This window comes from Thiothrix unzii (assembly GCF_017901175.1).
Classification (GTDB): domain Bacteria; phylum Pseudomonadota; class Gammaproteobacteria; order Thiotrichales; family Thiotrichaceae; genus Thiothrix; species Thiothrix unzii.
This window is the reverse complement of the sequence record NZ_CP072793.1, coordinates 120756-142612: the sequence shown is the minus strand read 5'-3', so window position 1 is coordinate 142612 and position 21857 is coordinate 120756. Positions and strand designations below refer to the sequence as shown.

General features: G+C 47.9%; 26 protein-coding genes. 6 read left to right on the top strand and 20 right to left on the bottom strand.

Annotated elements, in window-relative coordinates; all coding sequences use genetic code 11:
* Positions 1-53 precede the first annotated feature (53 nt).
* The 5 genes from J9260_RS00845 to J9260_RS00825 all read left to right on the top strand — a co-directional run bounded on the left by J9260_RS00845 (position 54) and on the right by J9260_RS00825 (position 6583).
* Entirely contained in the window at positions 54-545 is a 492-nt protein-coding gene (locus J9260_RS00845) for a Uma2 family endonuclease (RefSeq protein ID WP_246499555.1), read from the top strand.
* Between the two features lie 196 nt (positions 546-741).
* The gene (locus J9260_RS00840) at positions 742-3102 is read left to right on the top strand and encodes a dynamin family protein (RefSeq protein WP_210219179.1); all 2361 of its coding nucleotides are present in this window, start codon (positions 742-744) and stop codon (positions 3100-3102) included.
* Between the two features lie 2 nt (positions 3103-3104).
* Positions 3105-3701 (top strand): hypothetical protein, encoded by a 597-nt coding sequence (locus J9260_RS00835; protein ID WP_210219178.1) that lies wholly within the window; start codon positions 3105-3107, stop codon positions 3699-3701.
* A gap of 17 nt (positions 3702-3718) precedes the next feature.
* A complete protein-coding gene (locus J9260_RS00830) occupies positions 3719-6031 on the top strand; it encodes a dynamin family protein (RefSeq protein WP_210219177.1) in 2313 nt (770 codons plus the stop codon).
* A gap of 36 nt (positions 6032-6067) precedes the next feature.
* Positions 6068-6583: a lecithin retinol acyltransferase family protein gene (locus J9260_RS00825; RefSeq protein WP_210219176.1), complete on the top strand. Its 516-nt coding sequence runs from the start codon at positions 6068-6070 to the stop codon at positions 6581-6583.
* 55 nt (positions 6584-6638) lie between these two features.
* On the opposite strand, the gene cobB is transcribed toward J9260_RS00825, so the two are convergent.
* From cobB to J9260_RS00810, 3 genes are read right to left on the bottom strand one after another with little or no spacing between them, the layout of a single operon-like run.
* Entirely contained in the window at positions 6639-7379 is a 741-nt protein-coding gene (gene cobB / locus J9260_RS00820; protein WP_281419470.1) for a Sir2 family NAD+-dependent deacetylase, read from the bottom strand.
* A 14-nt stretch (positions 7380-7393) separates the two neighbouring features.
* Positions 7394-7804 (bottom strand): putative toxin-antitoxin system toxin component, PIN family, encoded by a 411-nt coding sequence (locus J9260_RS00815; protein WP_210219174.1) that lies wholly within the window; start codon positions 7802-7804, stop codon positions 7394-7396.
* The gene (locus J9260_RS00810) at positions 7801-8127 is read right to left on the bottom strand and encodes a ribbon-helix-helix domain-containing protein (protein ID WP_210219173.1); all 327 of its coding nucleotides are present in this window, start codon (positions 8125-8127) and stop codon (positions 7801-7803) included. Before J9260_RS00810 ends, J9260_RS00815 begins: the two co-directional genes overlap by 4 nt.
* 206 nt (positions 8128-8333) lie before the next feature.
* Between J9260_RS00810 and J9260_RS00805 the strand changes: the two genes are divergently transcribed.
* Positions 8334-9236, top strand: coding sequence for a DMT family transporter (locus J9260_RS00805; RefSeq protein ID WP_210219172.1), 903 nt, complete (start codon positions 8334-8336; stop codon positions 9234-9236).
* Between the two features lie 63 nt (positions 9237-9299).
* On the opposite strand, the gene J9260_RS00800 is transcribed toward J9260_RS00805, so the two are convergent.
* From J9260_RS00800 to J9260_RS00720, 17 genes are all read right to left on the bottom strand, one after another.
* Positions 9300-10379 (bottom strand): hypothetical protein, encoded by a 1080-nt coding sequence (locus J9260_RS00800; protein WP_210219171.1) that lies wholly within the window; start codon positions 10377-10379, stop codon positions 9300-9302.
* Positions 10379-10606, bottom strand: a complete 228-nt coding sequence (locus tag J9260_RS00795; RefSeq protein ID WP_210219170.1) for a hypothetical protein — start codon at positions 10604-10606, stop codon at positions 10379-10381. The genes J9260_RS00800 and J9260_RS00795 overlap by 1 nt, the downstream gene beginning before the upstream one ends.
* A 90-nt stretch (positions 10607-10696) precedes the next feature.
* The gene (locus tag J9260_RS00790) at positions 10697-11287 is read right to left on the bottom strand and encodes a tyrosine-protein phosphatase (protein ID WP_210219169.1); all 591 of its coding nucleotides are present in this window, start codon (positions 11285-11287) and stop codon (positions 10697-10699) included.
* Positions 11288-11308: 21 nt separating this feature from the next.
* Positions 11309-12055, bottom strand: coding sequence for a tetratricopeptide repeat protein (locus tag J9260_RS00785; protein WP_210219168.1), 747 nt, complete (start codon positions 12053-12055; stop codon positions 11309-11311).
* Between the two features lie 130 nt (positions 12056-12185).
* On the bottom strand, positions 12186-12749 hold the full coding sequence (locus tag J9260_RS00780) for a YdcF family protein (RefSeq protein ID WP_210219167.1): 564 nt from the start codon (positions 12747-12749) through the stop codon (positions 12186-12188).
* Entirely contained in the window at positions 12746-12901 is a 156-nt protein-coding gene (locus J9260_RS00775) for a hypothetical protein (RefSeq protein WP_210219166.1), read from the bottom strand. Before J9260_RS00775 ends, J9260_RS00780 begins: the two co-directional genes overlap by 4 nt.
* Positions 12898-13182 carry a VOC family protein gene (locus tag J9260_RS00770; protein WP_210219165.1) on the bottom strand — a complete coding sequence of 95 codons (285 nt, stop codon included), beginning with the start codon at positions 13180-13182 and terminating at the stop codon, positions 12898-12900. Before J9260_RS00770 ends, J9260_RS00775 begins: the two co-directional genes overlap by 4 nt.
* Positions 13183-13197: 15 nt before the next feature.
* Positions 13198-14118 (bottom strand): DUF4952 domain-containing protein, encoded by a 921-nt coding sequence (locus J9260_RS00765; RefSeq protein ID WP_210219164.1) that lies wholly within the window; start codon positions 14116-14118, stop codon positions 13198-13200.
* The gene (locus J9260_RS00760) at positions 14111-14560 is read right to left on the bottom strand and encodes an NlpC/P60 family protein (RefSeq protein ID WP_210219163.1); all 450 of its coding nucleotides are present in this window, start codon (positions 14558-14560) and stop codon (positions 14111-14113) included. Before J9260_RS00760 ends, J9260_RS00765 begins: the two co-directional genes overlap by 8 nt.
* A complete protein-coding gene (locus J9260_RS00755; RefSeq protein WP_210219162.1) occupies positions 14554-14925 on the bottom strand; it encodes a ribosomal maturation YjgA family protein in 372 nt (123 codons plus the stop codon). Before J9260_RS00755 ends, J9260_RS00760 begins: the two co-directional genes overlap by 7 nt.
* A 22-nt stretch (positions 14926-14947) precedes the next feature.
* Positions 14948-15127 carry a hypothetical protein gene (locus J9260_RS00750; protein ID WP_210219161.1) on the bottom strand — a complete coding sequence of 60 codons (180 nt, stop codon included), beginning with the start codon at positions 15125-15127 and terminating at the stop codon, positions 14948-14950.
* 13 nt (positions 15128-15140) lie between these two features.
* Positions 15141-15644 (bottom strand): hypothetical protein, encoded by a 504-nt coding sequence (locus J9260_RS00745; RefSeq protein ID WP_210219160.1) that lies wholly within the window; start codon positions 15642-15644, stop codon positions 15141-15143.
* An 86-nt stretch (positions 15645-15730) separates the two neighbouring features.
* Positions 15731-16411: an alpha/beta fold hydrolase gene (locus tag J9260_RS00740; RefSeq protein ID WP_210219159.1), complete on the bottom strand. Its 681-nt coding sequence runs from the start codon at positions 16409-16411 to the stop codon at positions 15731-15733.
* A gap of 19 nt (positions 16412-16430) precedes the next feature.
* Positions 16431-16904 (bottom strand): Cys-tRNA(Pro) deacylase, encoded by a 474-nt coding sequence (gene ybaK, locus J9260_RS00735; RefSeq protein ID WP_210219158.1) that lies wholly within the window; start codon positions 16902-16904, stop codon positions 16431-16433.
* Entirely contained in the window at positions 16901-17737 is an 837-nt protein-coding gene (locus J9260_RS00730) for an MOSC domain-containing protein (RefSeq protein ID WP_210219157.1), read from the bottom strand. The genes ybaK and J9260_RS00730 overlap by 4 nt, the downstream gene beginning before the upstream one ends.
* Positions 17738-17799: 62 nt before the next feature.
* Entirely contained in the window at positions 17800-18330 is a 531-nt protein-coding gene (locus J9260_RS00725) for a DUF6174 domain-containing protein (RefSeq protein ID WP_210219156.1), read from the bottom strand.
* A gap of 112 nt (positions 18331-18442) precedes the next feature.
* Entirely contained in the window at positions 18443-21823 is a 3381-nt protein-coding gene (locus J9260_RS00720) for a leucine-rich repeat domain-containing protein (RefSeq protein ID WP_210219155.1), read from the bottom strand.
* Between the last annotated feature and the right edge of the window lie 34 nt (positions 21824-21857).

Below are 21857 nucleotides of genomic sequence, written 5' to 3'. Positions count from 1 at the left end.
CTCGCAGGTGAACGCGAGAGCGAACAAAAATACGAGTACGTCGATGGAAAGATGTGCGCAATGGCAGGGCAGGTGCCAACCATAATCGTATTGCTGGCAATTTGTATGCTTTGATTTGGAGTCACCAGCGAGGCAAACCTTGTGAACCCATGACCAGTGATATGCTGGTTAAAACCACTGCACAGCGTTTTCGTTACCCCGACTTAATGGTGGTATGTGAAGATGATGCATCACAAAATACCTATGTACGCGAAAACCCGACTCTCATTGTAGAGGTGTTATCTGGTAGCACCCACCGCAAGGATAAAACCGAAAAACGCGCCGAATACCTCGCCCTACCCAGCTTGCTGAAATACATGCTAATCGAACAAGATATTGCCGAAGTCGTGGTGCAACGCCGCAGCGAGACATGGCGCTCCTCGTATTACTACCCCGGCTCTGAAGTTTCCATCGAATCCATCGGTCTCACGGTCGCGGTCGAGGCGATTTATGAGCGCGTGGATAATGCGGATATGCGGGCGTTTTGGGCAGAAAAGGGAGAGTAGTATTTAAGAGCATCTTAATCGTCCCCAACTAAGAATATTGTAAATTATGGAAACGCTCATCAGACAAACGGGACTAGATCTAAGATCAAAGAGCGGGTAAATTTACGCATATATAAAAAATATACAGAGTAAGACAGCACTACATTGCACTGTTAGCTAACTGCGATGTGGACAACCCTCCCGAGGAAAAACCCGCATGTTCCTAGAAAAAAATGAACCAGAGCAGTTAGTTAGCGACAAGTCAGAGGGAGTGTTTGCAACAGTACGCAGTAAAGCCCTACGAATGCGCGAAATTTGGCAGAATATTTACCAAGAATTTCAAAAATCCGACTCGCGATATACGGATGAACTCAAAGCGCACAATACGCACTTTGAACAAGCATTAGACAAGCTACTCGCCGACTTGACTACTCCAATGTTAACACTTGCCACCACCGGCACAACCAGCAGTGGCAAGAGTACACTGGTAAATTTATTATGTGGTGCAGACATTATGCCGCGCATGGCTGGTGAAATGAGTGCTGGAATTGTTACCATTAAGCATTCCAGCAAAAGGCAGCGACATTTAAAAATCCAATCAACCGAAAATGCTACTTGGGACTGTGGTGAATGGCAAGACCTGAACGATAATGAAATTCGGGAGAAACTCACCAGCACAATGGATTCATTCAATCGGGCAAAACAACACGTTGATTTATCAAGTCCCATCATTGAACTGACATATCCAATTGCCTGTTTTTTCCCTTATGCGGGACTATTGAATTTAAGTGATCTGCCTGAAAACACACAGTTCCAGATCATCGATCTGCCAGGAAAACGTAATCAGGATGACCAAATCAATAGTTCTGTGATTCAGCATTGCCGTCAGGCTCTTTCGATAGTCACTTACGATATGGCACAGACCGATGAGAAGTTACGCCAATCCCTGATGGAAGAGGTATTGGATCAGGTCAAACTCATGGGGGGATCACCGGCTAGAATGCTTTTCGCATTAAACCGGATTGATGTGTTCAGCAAAGACTATGATTGGCAGCGACGTGAACAGGAGGCAGTTAACCAAACTATCGAAGAAATCAAGCAAATTATCCATGAGCGACTACCGGAACACCGTCAATCATTGGAACGATTATCATACGGCAAATTAAGTAGTTTGCCAGCGCTGCTTGCTTGGCAGATAAAAACCACTGAAAACAATAATAAAACATCAGCGGCTGAACAAATAAACGATCATTTCGCCTTTATGATTCCTGAAAAAATCAAAGAAGATTTGCCACGTTCCGTAAAAAAATGGAATGATGTTGAGTACGGCAACATTAGCAATGCCATTTGGAATAGTAGTTACGCTAATGATTTCTATGCTTTATTAGGACAGCATATTCATGATAATTTCTCCAAATTAGTGATAACCCCTACATTGATAGCCTTTGAAGACAGGACAATGGTTATTCTTAATGACATTATTAATAGTTGTAACGCCAAAATTGATATAATGACCAACGGTTACGAAATTGTCGAGCAAAACTTACGCACTGATCACGAAGCCATACTGGCTATTTTAGAAAGCTCTTATACTGAGCTGATGCAGCCTATTGAAAACTTGCCAAGTGTTGGTGAGAACGAGATGAAAGAGCTACGCAACATTATAAACTCAACTAAAAATCATCAAGGTTTTTATCAAACCCTACCAGAAGGTACATTGAGTCCTTTGTATACTGCTTCCGAAGAAATTAATAGGTGGTTGTCAGGAGCATTAGAAGGCGCGATGCAATCATTGAAGCAAGGGAAAATTAATTTTTCAGGAACACAAGCAGACTATCTTTCATCAAAACACCAAGACAGACTTAGTGTCATTTGTAAAAACTTGATGGGAAAAGGTTATACAACCGAAATAGCCAACAGAGGAACAATAATCACTTCTATAGAAAATAAAACAGAAGAAATGGACAGGCTAAAAAAAGGATTAAGTGATTTTTCTGGGAAGTTATCTTCATTATTGCATGACATATACATTGAAAAGTCTAAAAGAGAAAACCATAGGATTCGAGAGTCTTTAGAAAGCACTATTTTCAATTTTTTTGAATATCTTAATAAGAAAATAAAAGAAGGAAGCATTGGCCTAGCTATTAAAATTCCATCGTTAATTTTACAAGATATTGCATTTAATAACGCCTTACACATCAATCTAACAAACGACTTAACAAAAGACAAGCCAAGCTCAAGAAGAAATCCTTGGCGATTATGGACTATGACACAAAGTGTAATTTATACGGATATACCTTCGACAGCAAAATTACATGAAGAATATATAAAGAACTTGAATGCTATAGAAAAAAATTCTGTCAAATCATGCGTGGAAATTACGAAAAAGTATCTTGAAGAAATTGAAGTAAAAATGACTCGTTATATAGATGCAACCATGGATGATCTCGGTGAAAAATATGAAACAGCATTCGATGAAATTCAAAAAGATTACAGCACCAATATAGATTACTGGGAAAAACTCAAAATTAAACCCAATGAACTTATGAATATTTTACAAAACATTAAGGCGGCATGAACATGCTTTTTTCTAAAAATAAAAAAATCTTTTTTGCAAATACATTTCTTGCTATCAATATGATAATGGAAGTCGCTATTGCTGATACAACATCAAACATTACTGATGCAACATCAAACATTACCGAATCAACATCAAATAATTACTTAACGCCTTCCGTTTTGGTGATTATATTATTATTGATAATAATAGCGCAATTTATTCGATCACAACTTAAACAAAGAGAAGAAGTAAAAAAATGTTTTTCATTATCATTGATAATAACCTCAAACAAATTAAGCAAGTATACAGATACTGATCTCGTTAAAAACAAAAAAATTAGTTTGGATGAAGTAACGGCTCTTATTAATCAAAGTAGTTACTTCATGATTGAAATTCCAAAAAAAAACAGCATGGAAAATAGCGGAAAATCAGATTACCCAGACCCTGATAAAGAAATAGATTTTCTTGTCAAGATTAATGGAGAAGGCAAAGAAAACATAACAACGCATCAAACAAAAATGGGCTTGCGTGACAGCATCACCTCACCACAATGCACTTTAGAGTTTATGCAAAAACTCAAAATGACCATCCCAGAAGAATTCATAAGAAGCATTTAACCAAAGGCCCACTTGTCATGGATTGGAAATCAATTTCAAAAGTTTATGCCACTAAATTAAAATCTGCATTAGATGTGCAACGTCATGCCTTGCAATTGGCAAACTTGTCACAAGCTCGCCAAGCGGGCATCACCGAGGCACAAATTAACAAGTTGCAGCAAGCAGGTAAGATTGCTGAGAAACAAATGCATCGTCTGGATAATGGTGAGTTTCGCATTGCAGTCGTGGGATTAGAGAAGGCAGGAAAAAGTACGTTCATTAATGCATGGCTGGGCTGTGACCTATTGCCCGCCAAAACCGAACGCTGCACGTTTACTACCACTCAAATTTATTCTGTTCAACATACCAATGAGCAACGCTTTGAAACAGAACCTAAAACAACCGCAGCTTTCCGTTTATACGAAGATGAATTAACCAGTCAATCCAACAGTGCTGACCGGAGTGCTGCCCAAAAAGCCGTAAATGATCTGGAAGTTATCCGCAAACACCGTAATACGCTGCAAGAAATCCTTACAGAAGGTAAACGCTCTCAAGTTTTCACTCAACTGACAGACATAAAAGAAACGCTGACTAAATATGTGGCGGATGAGCGTTATGCCCATGCCATGCAGGAAGCACGACTTTATACTCGCGAACTCGCGGCTGTAGATGGTGTAGTATTTTATGATGTACCAGGGCTGGATTCCGGTTTATCTAAACACATCGAAGAATCGAAAGCGATGCTAGCAGATTGTGATGCCATTATTTTGGTACAACGTCGCGACATCAGTCTTAAAGCTTATGAACAGGATTTAATTCGATTTGGGGAAAATGGTGATCCGTATCTCAAACTAGCAGATAAACTATTTGTATTCTGGGGACAAGTAGATTTGCAACCTTCCCGCACTATTTTAGAAGAAGACTGGCAAAAACTGCTCGCTATCTGGCAAGCGGAAAACATCCCAGAAAATCGGATTGTTCGTGGTTCAGCCGGAGCTCATTTGGTGTTGCAGGGTTTTGACATCCCTAAAATTGGTTCGCTAAGCAGCGTACAAGAAAAAATGACATTACTGACTGATATTACCGATCTTAGCGAATTGAAACAAGCCACTGGCATTCCCGAATTACAGTGCCGGATCCAGCATTATCTGAATATTGAGCGCACCACTTTACTAGAAAAACGCTGTAAAGGTATGTTAGAAGATATTACCAACACAGCCCAACACATTTACCAAACTATCAGCAAGCTCTATCCAGAAGATCCCGAACAAGCCAAACGCAAACAAGACGAAAACAATATAAAAGAGTTTTATCAATGGCAGAAACCACGATGGGATAAAATTCATGCAAACATTAATAAAATCAGCAAAAATTATCTTGACAACATAGCTATTTTTAATAATTTTAGCGAAAGCTATGCAATCTCGGTACAGCACAAGATAGAAAATTTGCCATCACGTCAAGTGGATGCACGTAACCTCGTATTCGATAAATGCAGTACTCCTGTTTTTGATCCAGCAGCTAGTAACCTTGCATGGCGTGAAAAGCTCTATAAAGAATCACGTGAACTACTAAATGCTATTGCTACTAATATGGCTAACGGCTTGGTGCAAGAGGCTCACACGCTGATTGACGACATGAAGCAAGAATTATGGCATTCCGATGATGTCGAATCACACTTGATTGAAGATAAACAACACTACCAACACGATCTTGAGCGCAGTTTTAATACCTTATTCATGCGTTTTGCACGACCGGTAGTCGAAACATTAATCAGAAAACCCGTTGGCAGTACCGCCCGCACAGAAATTATCAAACGTCTGGATGTCGATATTGAAAGCATCGACAATTACGTTGAAACGGATGAACCCGCTTTCCATCGCATCAAACGCTACGCCAAACATGGCTCTAGTTTACTGACTAATGCCAAGTTACGTTCTGAGATTTTAAGTACGTCTGCGGCAGCAAAATTTGTCTTACGTAAAAACTTCATGACGAATATCGCTGTAGACTTGCTTGAAGAAGCTGCCGACACCATTTCCAGTAACGACAGCAATCATTACGACACAGTAGTACTTGAAGTGGAAGCCGACATTCAGGCATTAGAACATTTTCTATTACAAGGAATTTTCGATGCCGCAGGTTTTAAAACATTCCGCGAACAAGAATTATCCAGTCTACGGGATTCTTTCCTCGAAAAAGAAAGTACATGGCTAGGTGTGATGCAAAATGAATGGAAAAATGGCAATCCCGCCCTTTTGAAGGAATTACCCCCTCATTTACAAAATCTAAAATTTGATACGGTTGTCAGCGATAAATTGCGGCAATTGGGCATTGCCCTACACCAATAGTCCACAAAACACTAATTCCAATTTAGAGGCATCTATATGAACATATTGCCCACATCAACACCAATTGAAACGACGGAAGAGCCTAAGCTGGGCGATCATTTGGTTTCTCCTCGCACAGGGTACACACATCATGGTATTTATAGCGGTGGTGGTAAAGTCATTCACTATTCTGGATTGGCAGATGGCTTACAATCAGGAGCAATAGAAGAAACAACACTCGAAGCCTTCAGCAACGGACGCGGTTTCACGATAAGACACTACAACAACCCACGCTTTAAAGGTCGATATGTCGTAGATCGGGCTCTATCGCGTTTGGAAGAAGACCTATATTGCGTTCGGACGAACAACTGTGAACATTTCTGCGAATGGTGTATTAACGACGAACACAGTAGCGAACAAGTCAATAGTGTGAAAGCTTTAGCAATAGCCGCAGCTCTAGTCATTGTACCAAGGCTTATCGTACCCTTGCCTGTTACCGTCGCTGCCACTATCGGCTATGGTGCATATCGTTTAAGTAAAGACGCTCTGTCACCAGCACAAAAAGAACTTTGACAATATCACGCTCAAGCTGTCGAGATCTATGTCAGGAACTTGAGTTAGAAACCGATTAGATTGTGTGACTTAACAGACTTTCAACGAACGCAGGCACAATCTTACTGGCTAACCCGTTGATAGACTTGTGGAATAACCCACTGTTACTGCTGGGGTCAAGGTTTAACTCCAGCGTGTGTGCACCGTTATTACGGGCAACTTCCACAAAACCAGCGGCGGGGTAAACGTTCCCAGATGTGCCGATGGAAATGAATAAATCGCAGTTTAGCAAGGCGGTTTCGATGGTATCCATGTACAAGGGCATTTCACGAAACCAAACGATGTGTGGGCGCATTCCGCCGGTTTTTCCGCAATGGTTGCAGGCAGTGTGCGTACCAATGTCTTCTTGGCACTCATAACCCGTGCCGCAATGGTTGCAGCGGATTTTATTCAATTCGCCGTGCATGTGTAGCAGGTTGTCACTGCCAGCACGTTCGTGCAAATCATCGACGTTTTGGGTAACGATCAACACATTGCCGGAATGTTCACGCTCCAAGCGGACGAGGGCAAGATGTGCGGCGTTGGGTTGCACCGCCGGATCACGCAATTGCTGGCGGCGGGCGTTGTAAAATTCGTGTACCAGCGCGGGGTTTTTGGCGAAACCTTGCGGGGTGGCGACTTCTTCGATGCGGTGGTTGTGCCACAAACCATCACTGGCGCGGAAGGTTTGAATGCCGGATTCGGCGGAAATGCCCGCGCCGGTGAGGATGACGATGTTGGTGGGGTGGGTCATGGGATGCGCTCCGCGTTCTTCAATGTGTATGTATTTGATTAAGCAACTATTCCCAGTAAATCCAGAAAACGCGCAGGTTTGATGGCCTGCGTTACGCCATACGGTGAGTTTGGAAAATCCTGTATATTGCCAGTAACCAGGTAGTCAGCTTGTGTAGCCAACGCCAAGTCGATATAGGGTTGATCTTTGGGGTCTGGGGAAAGCACATTGGATTCAGGTACATGCGCTACTAGTGTGCCACCCGAATACACCGCAAATAGGATTTTCTGCATATTTTCCTGCTGTGCTACAAACTTTTTCCGTGTCAGCACATCCCGATACTCGCTCAGAATGGCAATACTGAACACGACCTGTGTTTCCCGTAAGGCATAGCGCAAAACGGCATTGCACACCCGACTTTTCAGTCCAGATGAGACTAAAATATTGCAATCAATGATGACTTTCATCATTTGCTTTGCCGATGCACATTGGTTTCGGCGATGGCTATTTGCATAATGTCATCTTCTTGTTGTGCGGTCGTACCCGCTGATTCCTTGATCATGTTGTCAAAGAAAGCATCGCGCCCAGCTGCGGTTGCCAGTATCGGATAAGCGGTTTGCAGTTGTGCCATTTTTTGCAACACTTTTTCCGTTTCAGAAAATTGCTGCTTTTCGAGTGCTTCACGAATTAGGGTGCGTACATAGTCGCTGGCATTGGAAAAACCGCGCAACTCTACTTGGTGTTGCACGAAATCTTTCAATGCGTCAGAAAGTGAAATGTGTAAAGTTGCCATGATTTGCCTCTCTTGTGCGTTTTTCTAATCATAGCTTGATGTAAATCTTTGTCAAAGTTTTACATATTATCGTTCAAATTTCCTTCCAACAAAGCAATTTCCCCTTCTGGCTTGACCAGAGAGGATTAATCCTTCCACCTCAGCTGGAAGATCAAAACGCTCCGTTGCAGATTACGGCGTAAGTGCGATGAAGCTATACTGCGGCGATGCAACATTCATTTCTTGATCGGTTTTCCCCTTACTTGCTGCTAGTGCTGACGATTTTGTTCTGGGCGGGTAATTTTAATTTAGCACGGGCTATCCATGCGGATGTGCCGCCGCTGGGCTTGTCGTTTTGGCGTTGGGCGGTGGCGGCGTTGATTTTGTTACCATTTGCGTGGGGTTCGATGCGAGCGGCGTTGCCGTTGGCGCGGGAACATTGGCGTTTGGTGCTGGCGTTAGCGGTGTTGGGGATCGCGGGGTTCAACAGTCTGGTGTATGTCGGGTTGCAAACGACGACCGCGACGAATGGGGTGTTGCTGCAATCGGTTACGCCAATCACGATGATTTTGCTGGCGGGATTAGTGCTGCATGAAAAGAGTACGCTGGCGCAATGGGCGGGGATTGGCGTTTCGTTAGTCGGCGTATTGGTGATTATTACCAAAGCGGATTGGCAGGTTTTGCAGCAGTTGGCGTTCAATCGTGGCGATATGTGGATTGTGTTGGCAACGCTGGATTGGTCGTTGTACACGGTGTTATTGCGCAAGTTGCCGCAAGGTTTGCGGGGTACGCCGATTCTGGGGTTTTCGATTACCCTAGGGGCGTTGGCAATTTTGCCGCTGTATGTGTATGAAAGTGTGACGTTTCAAACCATGCCAGTGACGGCGGTAAGCGTGGCGAGTATTGCGTATGTGGCGGTGTTTCCGTCGCTATTGTCGTATATGTTTTGGAATCATGCGACGCAAAAGCTGGGGGTAAACCGTACCGGGCAGTTCAGCCATTTGATGCCGGTGTTCGGAATTTTGCTGGCGACGTTGTTATTGGGGGAACGCTTGCAGCTTTACCATGCACTGGGGATGCTACTGGTCGTGGCGGGTTTGGTGCTGACAAATAAAACCACCGGGCGTTGAAGCCGTACCGCCGGAGGTGTTGACACGCAGCGCGGCGGTACTGGGGGTGAATTAAGACGTGCGTTAAGCGACGCGCTCATTCCACAATTGAGTGCGTAATTGCTGGAACAACTGCGCCGCGTCCGCCTGTTGTGGCAAACCGACGGCACGACGCACCAGCGGGGTTTCTTCACGCAGGAATTTCTGCGCAAGACTATCCACCGCTTCGGCTTGTGCTTGGCGAATGTGGGCTTGCTGCGCCAGCGTCAATTGCGGCATTGCCCATTCGTGGATTGACCAAGACAAGGCCGCGTGACCGATTTCTTCCTCGGCAATATGCCCAATCACTTGGCGGAAAACGCTAAATTCCGCTTGCTGTTCCTGCCACAAACCGCAAGCAGCGGCGAAGGTTTCATTGACACAGCCTTCGATGGCATTTTCCAAGGCAATTTCAAACAGGGAACGTAATTGGAAATCCGCCACTTCCACCACCGGAACCGCCGTATCACAGGCTTGCGACAATAAACCTGCCATGTGCGCGTGACGGGTTTCCTCCTTAACCGCTGCTTGTGCCAACTGGATCAAGTTTGCCGGGGCTTGATACGCCGTCAATTCAAGCACGAGATAGCGGAACGCGGTAATCGCTGCTGTTTCCATCGCTGCCATGTCCGCGAAATAGTTGCCTAATTCACTTGCTGCGGTTTGCGGATGAATCTGCAAACCTGCGGGCATCCGCCCCGGAACCGGGCGTGATGGGTAATAGCAACCGGGCGCACCAGTGTAGGCCGAGTTTACTTCAGTGAAACTCGCCGTGCATTGCAGGGTGGTGTCGTAAGTTTTAGGATCAAACTTGGTTGTACACTTATTAGCCTTGAAATTTTCTAGGCCGATCAAGTCGCTCCACTCAGGGCTGTACTGTTTCTTCACCAATTGCTGACATACCTTGACACATTCAGCGGCGGACAGCGTACCCGAACTATTCAGGTACATCTTTTCATCAATAGTAGCTTGACCGGGTGAACGTACCGCTGGCTCACGGCACGGGTCGGTAGATTTGGGTGGGTCGACAATAACGGGTTCGGATACGCAACCCACTTGCGTGGCTACGGGCAACGCGAGCAGTACCGCATTGCGCAGAATTTGTTTCAGTTGATCTTTATGCATTACATCGCTCCTTTTGATTTCTGCGGGCAAGCGGCAAATTCACAACGCGGCCCTGAACGCCCAACATAACTTCCATCAGGGCATTGCTTTGCTTCTTGGGTACAGGCAATGCCGCCGCCATCGTTGGGTGGCGTCACTGGATTCGCGCTGTTACACCCTTGTAATATGAAAAGCGTAGTAGCAAGTGCAGCAAATAGCGTGGTTTTAATGCGTTTTGATAATGGCATGAGGAACTCCTTGGTGGTTAGTTCAAAATGATAATGCAGATAAGCTAAAAGGAAGGCGCATATTTCTAAGCTTGGGGGAACGCTCCCGATTTATCGCGGACAATTTACCCCACTCACCTGACGGCGTAATTTGGCAATATCTACCTGTTGCAAATAAGCCGGAATATTATCGAAAACGGCATGATAACCGTAGTTGCCGTGTTGCAGTTCGTCCAATGCCTGTTCCCTGCTCCAGCTTTGGCACACCATACGATACAAGGCAATAACCGTGCCGGTACGGTCTGCGCCATGCCAGCAATGCACCAACACCGGGCTGTCGGCAGTGGCGATGGTTTGCAGCGCATCCAACATTTCTGTGTCACCGAAATCACTCGTGTTGACCCAGCGGTGTTTCAGCACCATATCAATGCCAGTGGCCTCATCGTCGTCATCGTGGTATTGGCGCAAATTCAGCACAGTACCAACACCCAAAGATTCCACCGCCCGAAACCCTACTGCTGTCGGCTGGGCGGAGCGGTATAGCCGCTCGTTGATGCGGTGCAGATTGGGGACACCTTCCAGTACCAGTGGTTGCGCCCACCACTGAGGACGCGGCGCATCGGTGGCCTCGGCTTGACAAGCGAACAAACTGAGGCAAAACAGCAGTAATATATCTAATAGCAGAAAACGCTTGTTATTCATGATATTTATCCATTGATAATCTCACTCCTGTAAGGTTTTCAGCAATTGCTCCGCCTGTTTGAGCCATTCCAGCTCTTTGCGGCGATAATACTTGGGAGAACGGCGGGCGCGTAACTGCATTTCCTCCAACACTTGCCGCGCCCGTCCGGTTTGCCCTTGCTGGTGCAGCAGGTGAGCATAATGCCAACGGGCTTCTTCACCGGGATAACTGACGGCAAGGGCTTGATATTCTTCCAGTGCTTGCGGAATTTTCCCCAATGCTTCCAAACTGCGGGCGTATAACAAATGCCCGTCAGGTGAGCGAAAGTTAGGATTGGCTCGAATCAACGAGTCCAAAGTATCAACAGTCTCCTGAAACTGCGCTGCAACGAATTGAGCTTGCGCCAGTTTCAGCAAAATATCAGGGTCATCATGTCCATTGTTTAAGCAACGTTGTAACAATGCAATCGCTTCGGTAGGAAAACCGGATTCGATGCATTCATCAGCAAGCTTTACCCGATTCTGAACGGTATCGGCAATCTCCAGTTCCTCCTTACGACGGCGCAATTCACGTTCCGGGTCGATGGCTTTGAGGATGGTGTTACCAGCGGAACGTACCGCGCGGTTGTTTTGCATTTCCGGCAAGATTTGCGTGAAAAAATACACCGCACAACCAATACCGGGCAAAAATGCGATAATGTAAATCCAGAAAGTTTCGCGTCCGGTGCGGATAGCGTGAATAGCAAAGGCTATTTGGATAAGGATGATGAGTCCGCCAAGTACGGGCATGGTGCGTTCCTGTTATGCTGATTATGTGATGATTATTGCGCAAGTTTGGGCAGGATTCCACAGCGTAAACCTTCGTTTTCTCCCGTTTTAGCACCCATCTCGTACACTGGCGATTCCTAGCATTTATACATCACAGCCCCGTCACTGCGTAATGATGAATGAAATACACCTCCCGCGCCAAAAACGGTAACTGCGTCGCTAACGAGCGGTACATACTGGTCGGTGTTGGCGAGGATACCGCCGCAATGCCTACGTCATTTGCCATCCACATGGCGCGTTTCAGGTGCAGCGGATCACTTACCACAATCGCTGAATCCAGCCCGTATTGGCGCATGATCGCGGCGGCTTCCACCATATTTTGCTGCGTGGTGTGGGAATTTTCTTCGCGGTAAATCACGTCGCTCGGTACACCAAGCTGCGCGGCAAAATGGCTGGCAACGCTGCTTTCTGAATGTGCATTGCCCTCACCTCTGCCACCCGTGAAGATGAGCTTTGCCGCCAACCCGCGCTGATAAAGACTGACTGCATAACGGATACGTTCGGCAAAAACGGGCGTAGGCTCATTGCCTTGCACCGCTGCACCCAACACGATGATGCAAGCGGCGGGCGCGGCGTTATCTTGTGTGCCGTAGTGCCAGATAGTGCTGCTGACGGTGATGAGCCAAAGCGCAATAAGCAGGGTAAGCCATTTCATGGTTGTTCGTAACCGCTGACGTGGCAAGTGTAGGCAGTGTCTTCCCACAATTCGCGGAAACGTAAATCAGGGAGGCTGAAACCGTTGTGGCGGTTGTAACGAGTGGTCAGGAAATACGGCGGGATGGTCAATGTTGAAGCGTTCGTTTTCATTGCCATACCTCCACGTATCGCCCGTCAGGATCTTGCAAGACACGCTGGCTTTTCCCACCGAAATGAAATCCCAGACGGGTGTTATCCGGCTCACCCTTGGCGGGGTATAGTTCCAAAACCAACCCGTTGTCCATCACAGCAGTATAGTGCCTTGAGCCGTTACCGTGCTGTTCTGAGATAAAGTGGAGGTTCAGCCCCTCGTAAAACAAGCGGGTCAGTTCAATATCACGGCAGCGCAATACCAGTAAGTTCAATTGTGGGCGTGTTTGCTGCATTTTCATCACATTATGCTCCACTCAAATATCTGCCCAATACACGTTAAGTAGCTTCACGGTGAATGACGGGATTTTGTCCCACATTCCCCGTTCATTGATGCCCGTTTCGTCTGACATCATAAATACACCATACACTGTACCGGGAATTTCTGTACCAAAGGACGATGCTCCTTGCACCTCCCAGCCGCAGCAGGCAAATTTCATGGCAGGCATTCCCGTCCGCTCACGAAAAAGTTGCTCTACCACCGTCGCATACTTACCTTCAACGCGATAGGTTGCTATGGCTTTGCGTGTTTGTGAGTTCACTTCCCGATGACAGGATTGGTACACTAATCCTGCTATTTTCCAGTCCATTTTTGCCAAAAAATCTTCACATTCAGGTTCGGTGTATACTTGCCACCGATATTTTAACCATGCGGGGACTTCACGTAGCGATGCATACACATCCCGCCACTCGAAATAATGGGGGTATGCAACACCAACGTCTTTAAACCCAGCGTGCGCGAATGCCATTTTGGTACGGGACAAGTGATACAACTGGGAAACAGCAATGATAGATTTGTTCATGTTATTTTGTAATATTTCAGCCGCATACGATGCAGTGAGTTCCGTGTTGTTGCCGAAAGAGTGCAGAATAATTGATGTTGGTGGGATGCCTTGCGCCTCCAGATATTGCTTCATCACGGATGCTTCGTCGTGACCCTCCTTACCCAAACCACCGCTGACGATGATCTGTTGCACCGTGCCGTCGCGGAACAATTCGGCGGCGCGTTCCAGCCGTGCTTTCAGGCGTTCGGACGGTTCGCCGGAAGGGTAAACCTGATTGCCCAGCACCACGGCGTATTCCGACTTTTCATAGCCAGTAGTTGCACCGTCAAGCCAGATGGCGGCAATGCCGAAGAAATACAGCAATGCAAAAATAAGCAATGATTTTTTAATCATAATGATCTTTTTCACTTCGTATACGTTTTGCACCGATAAACACCCGATACGCAGGATGTTGCAAAAAATTTTCCAGCCGATCAATCACCGGATAGCCGTTGTCTTTAGCAAGGTGAATAGCCTGTCCCGCTCCGATATACACCCCCACATGCGCACCGTAAGCGTCGGAAGTTTTGTTCCACAACAACAAATCACCCCACACCAATTCCGCAACATGGCAAGTATGCGTAGTGTCTTCCCACAATTCGCGGGAACGCAAGTCTGGGATTTGATAGCCAAAATGTCGTAACAATTCGTAGGCAAACTGTTGGCAATTTGCCCCGCCTTGCAAACCGTTGGTATTCGGCGAGCCGGGGTAATGTGCGCCGTTGTAACGGACGCTCAGAAAATGTGGGGGGATAATAAACATTACGTCGGTAGGCTGTACCATACTATTCAGCATATCTTCCCGCTCAGGCGAATATCCACCCACCACACCACGAAACACCCCGCCGCATACATCCACACATCATGGAAACTGAAACTCGTCCCCACCACCACCCGCGCCCAGCCAGTCAATTGCAGTACATCCGCCACACGGAACAATTGCGCCAACTCCACCGTCAGGGAGAAGGCAAATACACCGATAGCCAGCCGTTTCGGTTCCACATCCCAGAAGGCTTTCACCGCGCAATACACCAAAATGACCACCAGAAAATCGCCGAAATAGGCGCGAATGAAGGTGTAATCGTTAAGCTTGGTGGCGATAATCACCTCAATGACAAACAAAGCGATAGCGGCAAATAGCATCGGCAAATTCAAACGCATAGTAACTCCTTTAATTCAACACTTACCGACTCGGCGGGCAAAAACCCAGAAAATCCGGTTTAGGGCAACTCGGCTCAACTCCCTTCCATTTTTGGCAATGCCCAAACGCATCCGCCTTTTCGCAATCGGGGTGTGCCGTGGCACAGGCATTCAGTCCCAACAGGCATAGCCAGAGCAATAAGTGTTTTCCGTGGCGTTTCATGGTGATTCCTCCGTCATTGTTGAGAGCCGTTATTATGTATTCGAGCCAGCAAAGCCGCCATCGGCTCAAGTAACATCACTTTAAAATCCCAGCCTGCAAAATTCACCATGCTTTTTCCACGCTGATAATGCCGCCAAAAATCTCTGCTGTATTCCGGGTAAAACACCAAACCAACCGCAATCACCACCAATGTCGGTGCAGTACGTCGCCCGCTGCCTGCCAGACAACATTGCATCCGCACCTCATCAACCACCGTCACGCCATAGCCGAGTAACACATGAAACAAATCATGGCTTTCAAACTTGGGCATTAGCGCGAAACCGTGCTGCTGTAAAAACACCGCCAATGCCCGCCCTGTGCTTGCCGCCGGTAGCTGTTGCAAATCTTCAAGTGTTACATCCCAAGCTGTTGCATGGCGATAGTTAGCGCAACGATACAAGTCATGCAGTATTTGCACCAGCCAGCGCATTAAGCATTCGCGCCAACCGTTTTCGGCTGAAAAATCCATCGCTGCCATGCGCCTCGTCAGTGGTTCAGATAGCGAGGATTATCGACAACAGGCGTGCAGCGATTTTGCAGCAGTTCAGGAAATAACGCGGATTTTTAGTGGAGAACCAACCGTTTTAACACCGCCGCACACGCCGCAGGTTGGGTTTGCAGCAAAAAATGCCCAGACTGCGCAATGCGGGTGATTTCCACATGGGCAAAGTACCGCCGTAACTCATCTGCACACCGCTCCGGCACTGCCCGATCATTGACTGCCCGCAAATAATGACAGGGGATTTCCCAGCGTTGCGCCAAAGCAAACGGGCGTGCTGCTGCAATCAGCCGCAAACGGTACGCCGCCACGCCGGGCAGCACTTGCTCCCGCGCAGGTTTCAGCAAGGCTTGTAAGCGTGCATCAATACCCAACAATCGCAGCAATGACTCAGGTAATGGCAACCGCCACCAACGCTCCAACGGCAAATGCATCGCCAGTTTCAACAGCCACGGATGCGGTGCGCTGGCAAACGACGCGCAAAAAATAACGCTACGTAACGGGATTCCCTGCCGCAATAATTCCACCGCGATCAAGCCGGAAAACGATTCCGCCAGTAATACCGTGTCGGTGTCGAACGCCACTTGTGAGCGAACTTGTGCCGCCAGCGCTTCCACCGACAGGCATTGATCGGGCGGGTAACAAATGACCTGAACCGGAAATGCTGCCCCCAATGCTTCCAGTAACGGCTGGAACAGCAAGCCAGTGCCATCAAGACCGGGGAGGAGGACGAGTTTTGTTGCCATCATTTACCCCACAAAAACGTTACTCGGTTTGCATCAAGGGTGTGAACACCGCACGGGTCAGGCTTTGCAAGTCTTGCGGGGCAAGTTCGATTTCCAGCCCGCGCCGCCCAGCACTCACGTAAATCGTCGGAAATTGCAGCGCAGACTCGTCGATGAAGGTTTTCAGCAGCTTCTTTTGCCCCAACGGGCTGACCCCGCCGAGTACGTAACCCGTAGTGCGGGCAACCAATGCTTTGTCTGCCATGTCAGCTTTTTTGGCGTGGGCGGCTTTGGCAAGGTGCTTCATGCTGAGCATCGCGGCGACTGGCACGATACCGACGGCGAGTTCTTTGCCATCAAGACTCACCACCAGCGTTTTGAAGACTTGCGTGGGGGGAAGCCCTAGTTTTTCGGCGGCTTCCAAACCGTAGGCGGCGTTGTCCGGGTCGTGGGTGTATTCGTGTACCTTGAAGGCGATCTTGGCTTTTTTGGCGAGGTTGATGGCTGGGGTCATTGCACTTGATCTCCGACCTTAATCACCACCCCATGCCCTAGCGTCAACGTGGCATTCTGCCCAAAATACGCGCCGCTCAAATGCGGGTAAGGGTTCATCGCGGTCAACGTGCGTAACGGCTCTTTCGGGTTGGCAATCACCCCTGTGCGCTGATCGACAGTAGTGGTTTTGCAGCGTTGGCAAGGCTTGCGAAGCGTGAAACGGTAGCTGGCATCAGTGGCGGTAAATGTTTTGCAGTCATTTTCCCCGAACGCACTCATCCCGCTAAGGACGATATTAGGGCGAAAACGCGCCATCGGCACAGCCTCCGCGCCATTGGCAAGCAATTGCACATTCACCGCCGCCAGCGAAGCCTCGGATACAATCAAAAACGGGTAGCCATCGGAAAACGCGGTATCCGCACTATCGCCATCCATGTACGCGGGGTCAACCGGGCGCACGCCTTCAGGGGCAAAGCGCACCAAACGTAGGTCGCCGCCCTGCCACTGCCCTACCGCTTGCGTCAACCAATGCGAAGCCGCCGCGCCCTCGTCACAACCCATACAGGTATCGCGCCACACCGTCACCGCGCAACGATTATCAGGCATCGGAACTAACGGAATCGACAACGGCGGCAATCCAGCGTGTTCCAACACCAAACACTCAGCGGTTAAGCGCGTGCTGATCCGCGCCAATGCAGGCATTTGTCGCTGGGTCACAAACTTTCCGGCGGCATCAACCAACATCCACTGACGATCAAACGCCAACCCTTGCATGGTCAAAACCGCGTCACTCAAAGCGATGCCTTGCAGCGATTTGACCGGGTAAATGTGCAGGCTGCTAATGGTAAACATGGCAAATCCCAAGATGAAATCAGCATTTTCGCGCTTATTGCCCGGTTTGCAAACGTATTGTCTTATTTTTGCTGTTTAGGTTTCAAACCGCTGGCAATCTTGAAATTGCTGGCGGAAAGATACACTTCTTCATCCGCCATCATCCGGTCACGGTCGATACTGATGCTGGTCGGATAGCCGTAAGTCGCGTTGTATTTCACCGTCACGCTCGCCGATTTATTAACAATCGCTTCGCGGATCATGCGAAACAAACCCTCAACCGGCAACGCTTCTGCCTTGCGCTCGGCGGGAAGTGGCGTGCCTTCTGGTAACAAACTGGCTTGCTGCACCTTGCCACGGAACACCCGGATTTCTATCGGCTTGCGGTAATCCGGGGCGCAGAAACAAGAGCGTTGCAGGGTGTAGCTGTAATGTTCCGGGCGTTTTTTCTTCCACTTTGCTTCAGCGGCTTTCAATTGACGATCCGCCTCCGCCAACGGATTTTTCACGATGGGCTTAGTCGGTGACACCGGCTTGTCACCCGCGATGACTGACGGGGCGGCACAAATACTGAGGGATGCAGCGGTTAACAAAGCAGCGATTAGCAGTTTCATGGTGGGTTCCTCGTTCTTAGGGTCATAGTGATGGTGTAAGTTAGAGGAAGACGCGATGGGGAAAGTTCAGCTCCAACACTATTCTCGTCATCGTTAATACGAGACAAGCATCCTAGCATTTTCCCAGCTTTTCGACTTGCTTACGGATGCCTGTTTCGACGCTGCCCCAGAATTTGCCGGGGGAAGACCAATCTTCCAAGGAATCCGCATTTTCGTTGGTGGCGACGGTCAAATTTCCCAAGGTTTCGTGCCAATAAGCCGTATGACGGACAAGCACGGGGATAACGGGAATGCCTTCTTGCTCGTGGCGTTCCAAGGCAATCGGTAGCTCAACACGATGGCTGTAACGCTCCGGGTCGAGAAAATCAGGGCTGACCAACAACACAATCAAATCGGCACGGTGCAATTCGGGCAGGATTTGTTCATTTACACTGTCACCAGCCTGCATTCTGTTATCACTCCAAACTTCGAGTTTAACCCGCTGCTTGAGCGCGGACTGGATCAGGCGCAGGTGTCTTTCTAGGATGAGCTTATGCTCATAATCCTTGCGTGAATAAGAAATGAAAAGCTTGACGGTTGTGTCAGGTTCAATCACATCGAGGCGCGAGCGGATTGTATCCGCTTCCCCTTCAGCAAATGGCGGGAGTTCCTCGCGTACTTTTTGCCCTTGCTGTAAATATTCCTTGTAACGTGGCGGTTGTGGACTGATTTCCTTCACCAACTTGCGCAGCACCTGAACGAACTTATGAGGTTGCTGATTCGCCCGGATGTAAAACTGCAATTGCCCCGCGTTGGAAGTCTTACAATTTGGTGTCGCTGGTTCACAGTGTAATAACACCTCCCCGAATTCTGTTTCGCAGAAAACGCCTGTTCGCCAGACCTCACTGTCGTAAGTTTCGCCCAAACGCAAAATCAGGCGTTCAATAATGCTACGGTGAAGGAAGGGATAATCCACCACCAGTAACCAATCATCCGCTTGTGACTGCTCACGCCGTGCTTTTTGCGTTTTACTCTCCGGTGGCAATAACGCGGGGATGATGAATTCACGCTCGGCAAAGGGAATTTCTTTATTTTGATTATCGCGATACTGTGGTTCATAACAAATGCCACAATTGCGCATGAAATCGAGGTAAATTTGCCGTTCCACATCATCCACTTTCGACCAAATAAAGCGAGTAAATTTGCCTTTAAATTTACCATGCTTGTCTTGAATGTCTTCACGGAAACCTTTGGGGTCAAACACGCGGTAAGCCGCATCAATCACCCAGTTTTGGTCAAGGATCACCTGATCTTGGAAGGTATTCTTTTGATAAAACAGTACACCAATTTTATGCAGGTAATCCACAAACCAATCCACGTAGTCAATACCTGCCACTATGCACAGGTCGCGGAAACGAGAAAAAGCGATGCTCTTTTCGGTGGTTTTCAGTGCTTCCAGTTGCTCCTGAACAGCCACCCATGTGTTTGGTAATTCGACACGAACTTGCAGTTTTGGGTCGTGCAGGAAGTCTTCAATCATACCGCGCAGTTGACGGATGCCTTCGTATTTTTTGGCTGATATACCGACGAACTTATAATCTTGTTCAAGCTCTTCCATAGCCAACTCCGGTGGCACGGGAGATTTGTTCTTGGCTCGATCTATCTGATTTTTGATTATAATAACGGGGCTGTTCCCCCCCAAATCGTGAATCGCCTCCAACCAGTAATTGACGGAATGACGAATTTCTTGGACGTTCTCTTCGGTTTCCTCTGCCCATAGCAACAAATACAGGCAGTCACGCGACAAGAATAAACGGTGGGTGGCGTGATAAATTTCTTGCCCACCAAAATCCCATACGTTCAAGCTGATGGTGTCTCCACTATCCATCGGAAAGAGAATGGTGTTAATCGTAATCCCATGCGTTGAGGCACAATCCTTTTCAACGGGTTTGCCTGTTTCCAACGCAATTGCCAGCGTGGTTTTACCAACCCGCCCGTTGCCGACTAGCTGGATTTTAAGTTGCTTTTGCGTCACTGAGCCGTGCGAGAGGATGGCTTGGCGGTAGTGTTTAATATTTTCGAGACAGTTGTTAGCGTGATAACTACCCAACAATGCAGATGGAATGCCGGATTTAGGGCTGTCATGAAAAGAAAATTTTTGTAGCTGATCCGACAACAGCAAGTCATCAATCACAGAAAGGTCATTGACTTCATTAGCCCCACAAGTAAGTTTTTGCAACGCGGGCAAATCGCGCAGCGGCGATAGGTCACTGATCTGGTTAGTGCTACAGTCTAGCGTTTGCAACGCGGGCAAATCGCGCAGCGGCGACAGGTCAATGATCTGGTTAGAGTTGCACTTTAGTGTTTGCAACGTGGGCAAATCACGCAGCGGCGATAGGTCACTGATCTGGTTAGTGCTACAGTCTAGCGTTTGCAACGCGGGCAAATCGCGCAGCGGCGACAGGTCAATGATCTGGTTAGAGCTACACTCTAGTGTTTGCAATGCGGACAAATCACGCAGCGGCGACAGGTCAATGATTTGGTTATCGTGACAATAAAACCCTTGTAACGCGGGCAAGCCACGTAGCGGCGATAGATCAATGATCTGGTTAGAGCGACAAAATAGCGTTTGCAACGCGGGCAAATCACGCAGCGGCGATAGGTCACTGATCTGGTTAGTGCTACAGTCTAGCGTTTGCAACGCGGGCGAATCACGCAGCGGCGAAAGGTCACTGATCTGGTTAGAGTTACAGGATAGCCATTGCAACGCGGGTAAATCGCACAATGGTGAAAGGTCACTAATCTGGTTAGAGCTACAGGATAGCGTTTGCAACGCGGGCAAATCGCGCAGCGGCGACAGGTCAATGATCTGGTTAGAGTTACAGGATAGTTCTTGCAACGTGGGCAAATCACGCAGCGGCGACAGGTCAATGATCTGGTTAGAGTTACAGGATAGTTCTTGCAACGCGGGCAAATCACGCAGCGGCGACAGGTCAATGATCTGGTTAGAGTTGCACTTTAGTGTTTGCAACGTGGGCAAATCACGCAGCGGCGACAGGTCACTGATCTGGTTAACGCTACAGGATAGCGTTTGCAACGCGGGCAAATCGCGCAGCGGCGACAGGTCAATGATCTGGTTAGAGCTACAGTATAGCGTTTGCAACGCAGGCAAATCACGCAGCGGCGACAGGTCACTGATCTGGTTATAGCCACAGTAAAGCATTTGCAACGCGGGCAAATCACGCAGCGGCGACAGGTCACTGATCTGGTTGAGCGTGCAATCGAATTCTCTCAGTGCAGTGAGTTGCCCAATCTCAGCAGGGATCTCCCGGATATTTCCCCATTCCCAATATTCTCTATCCCCCGACACATCCAGTTTTTCCAGCCATGTCAACTCAAACACCTCTCCCGGTATTTCTGCCAGTCCAAGCCCACCCAAATCCAGTTCGGGCGCACGGGTACGGCGGCATTCTTCGATGCGTTGCAGGGCGATTTCCAGCGGAGTCATAGACATGGTTAGTCAAGCATAAGGGATGATGACTGGATAG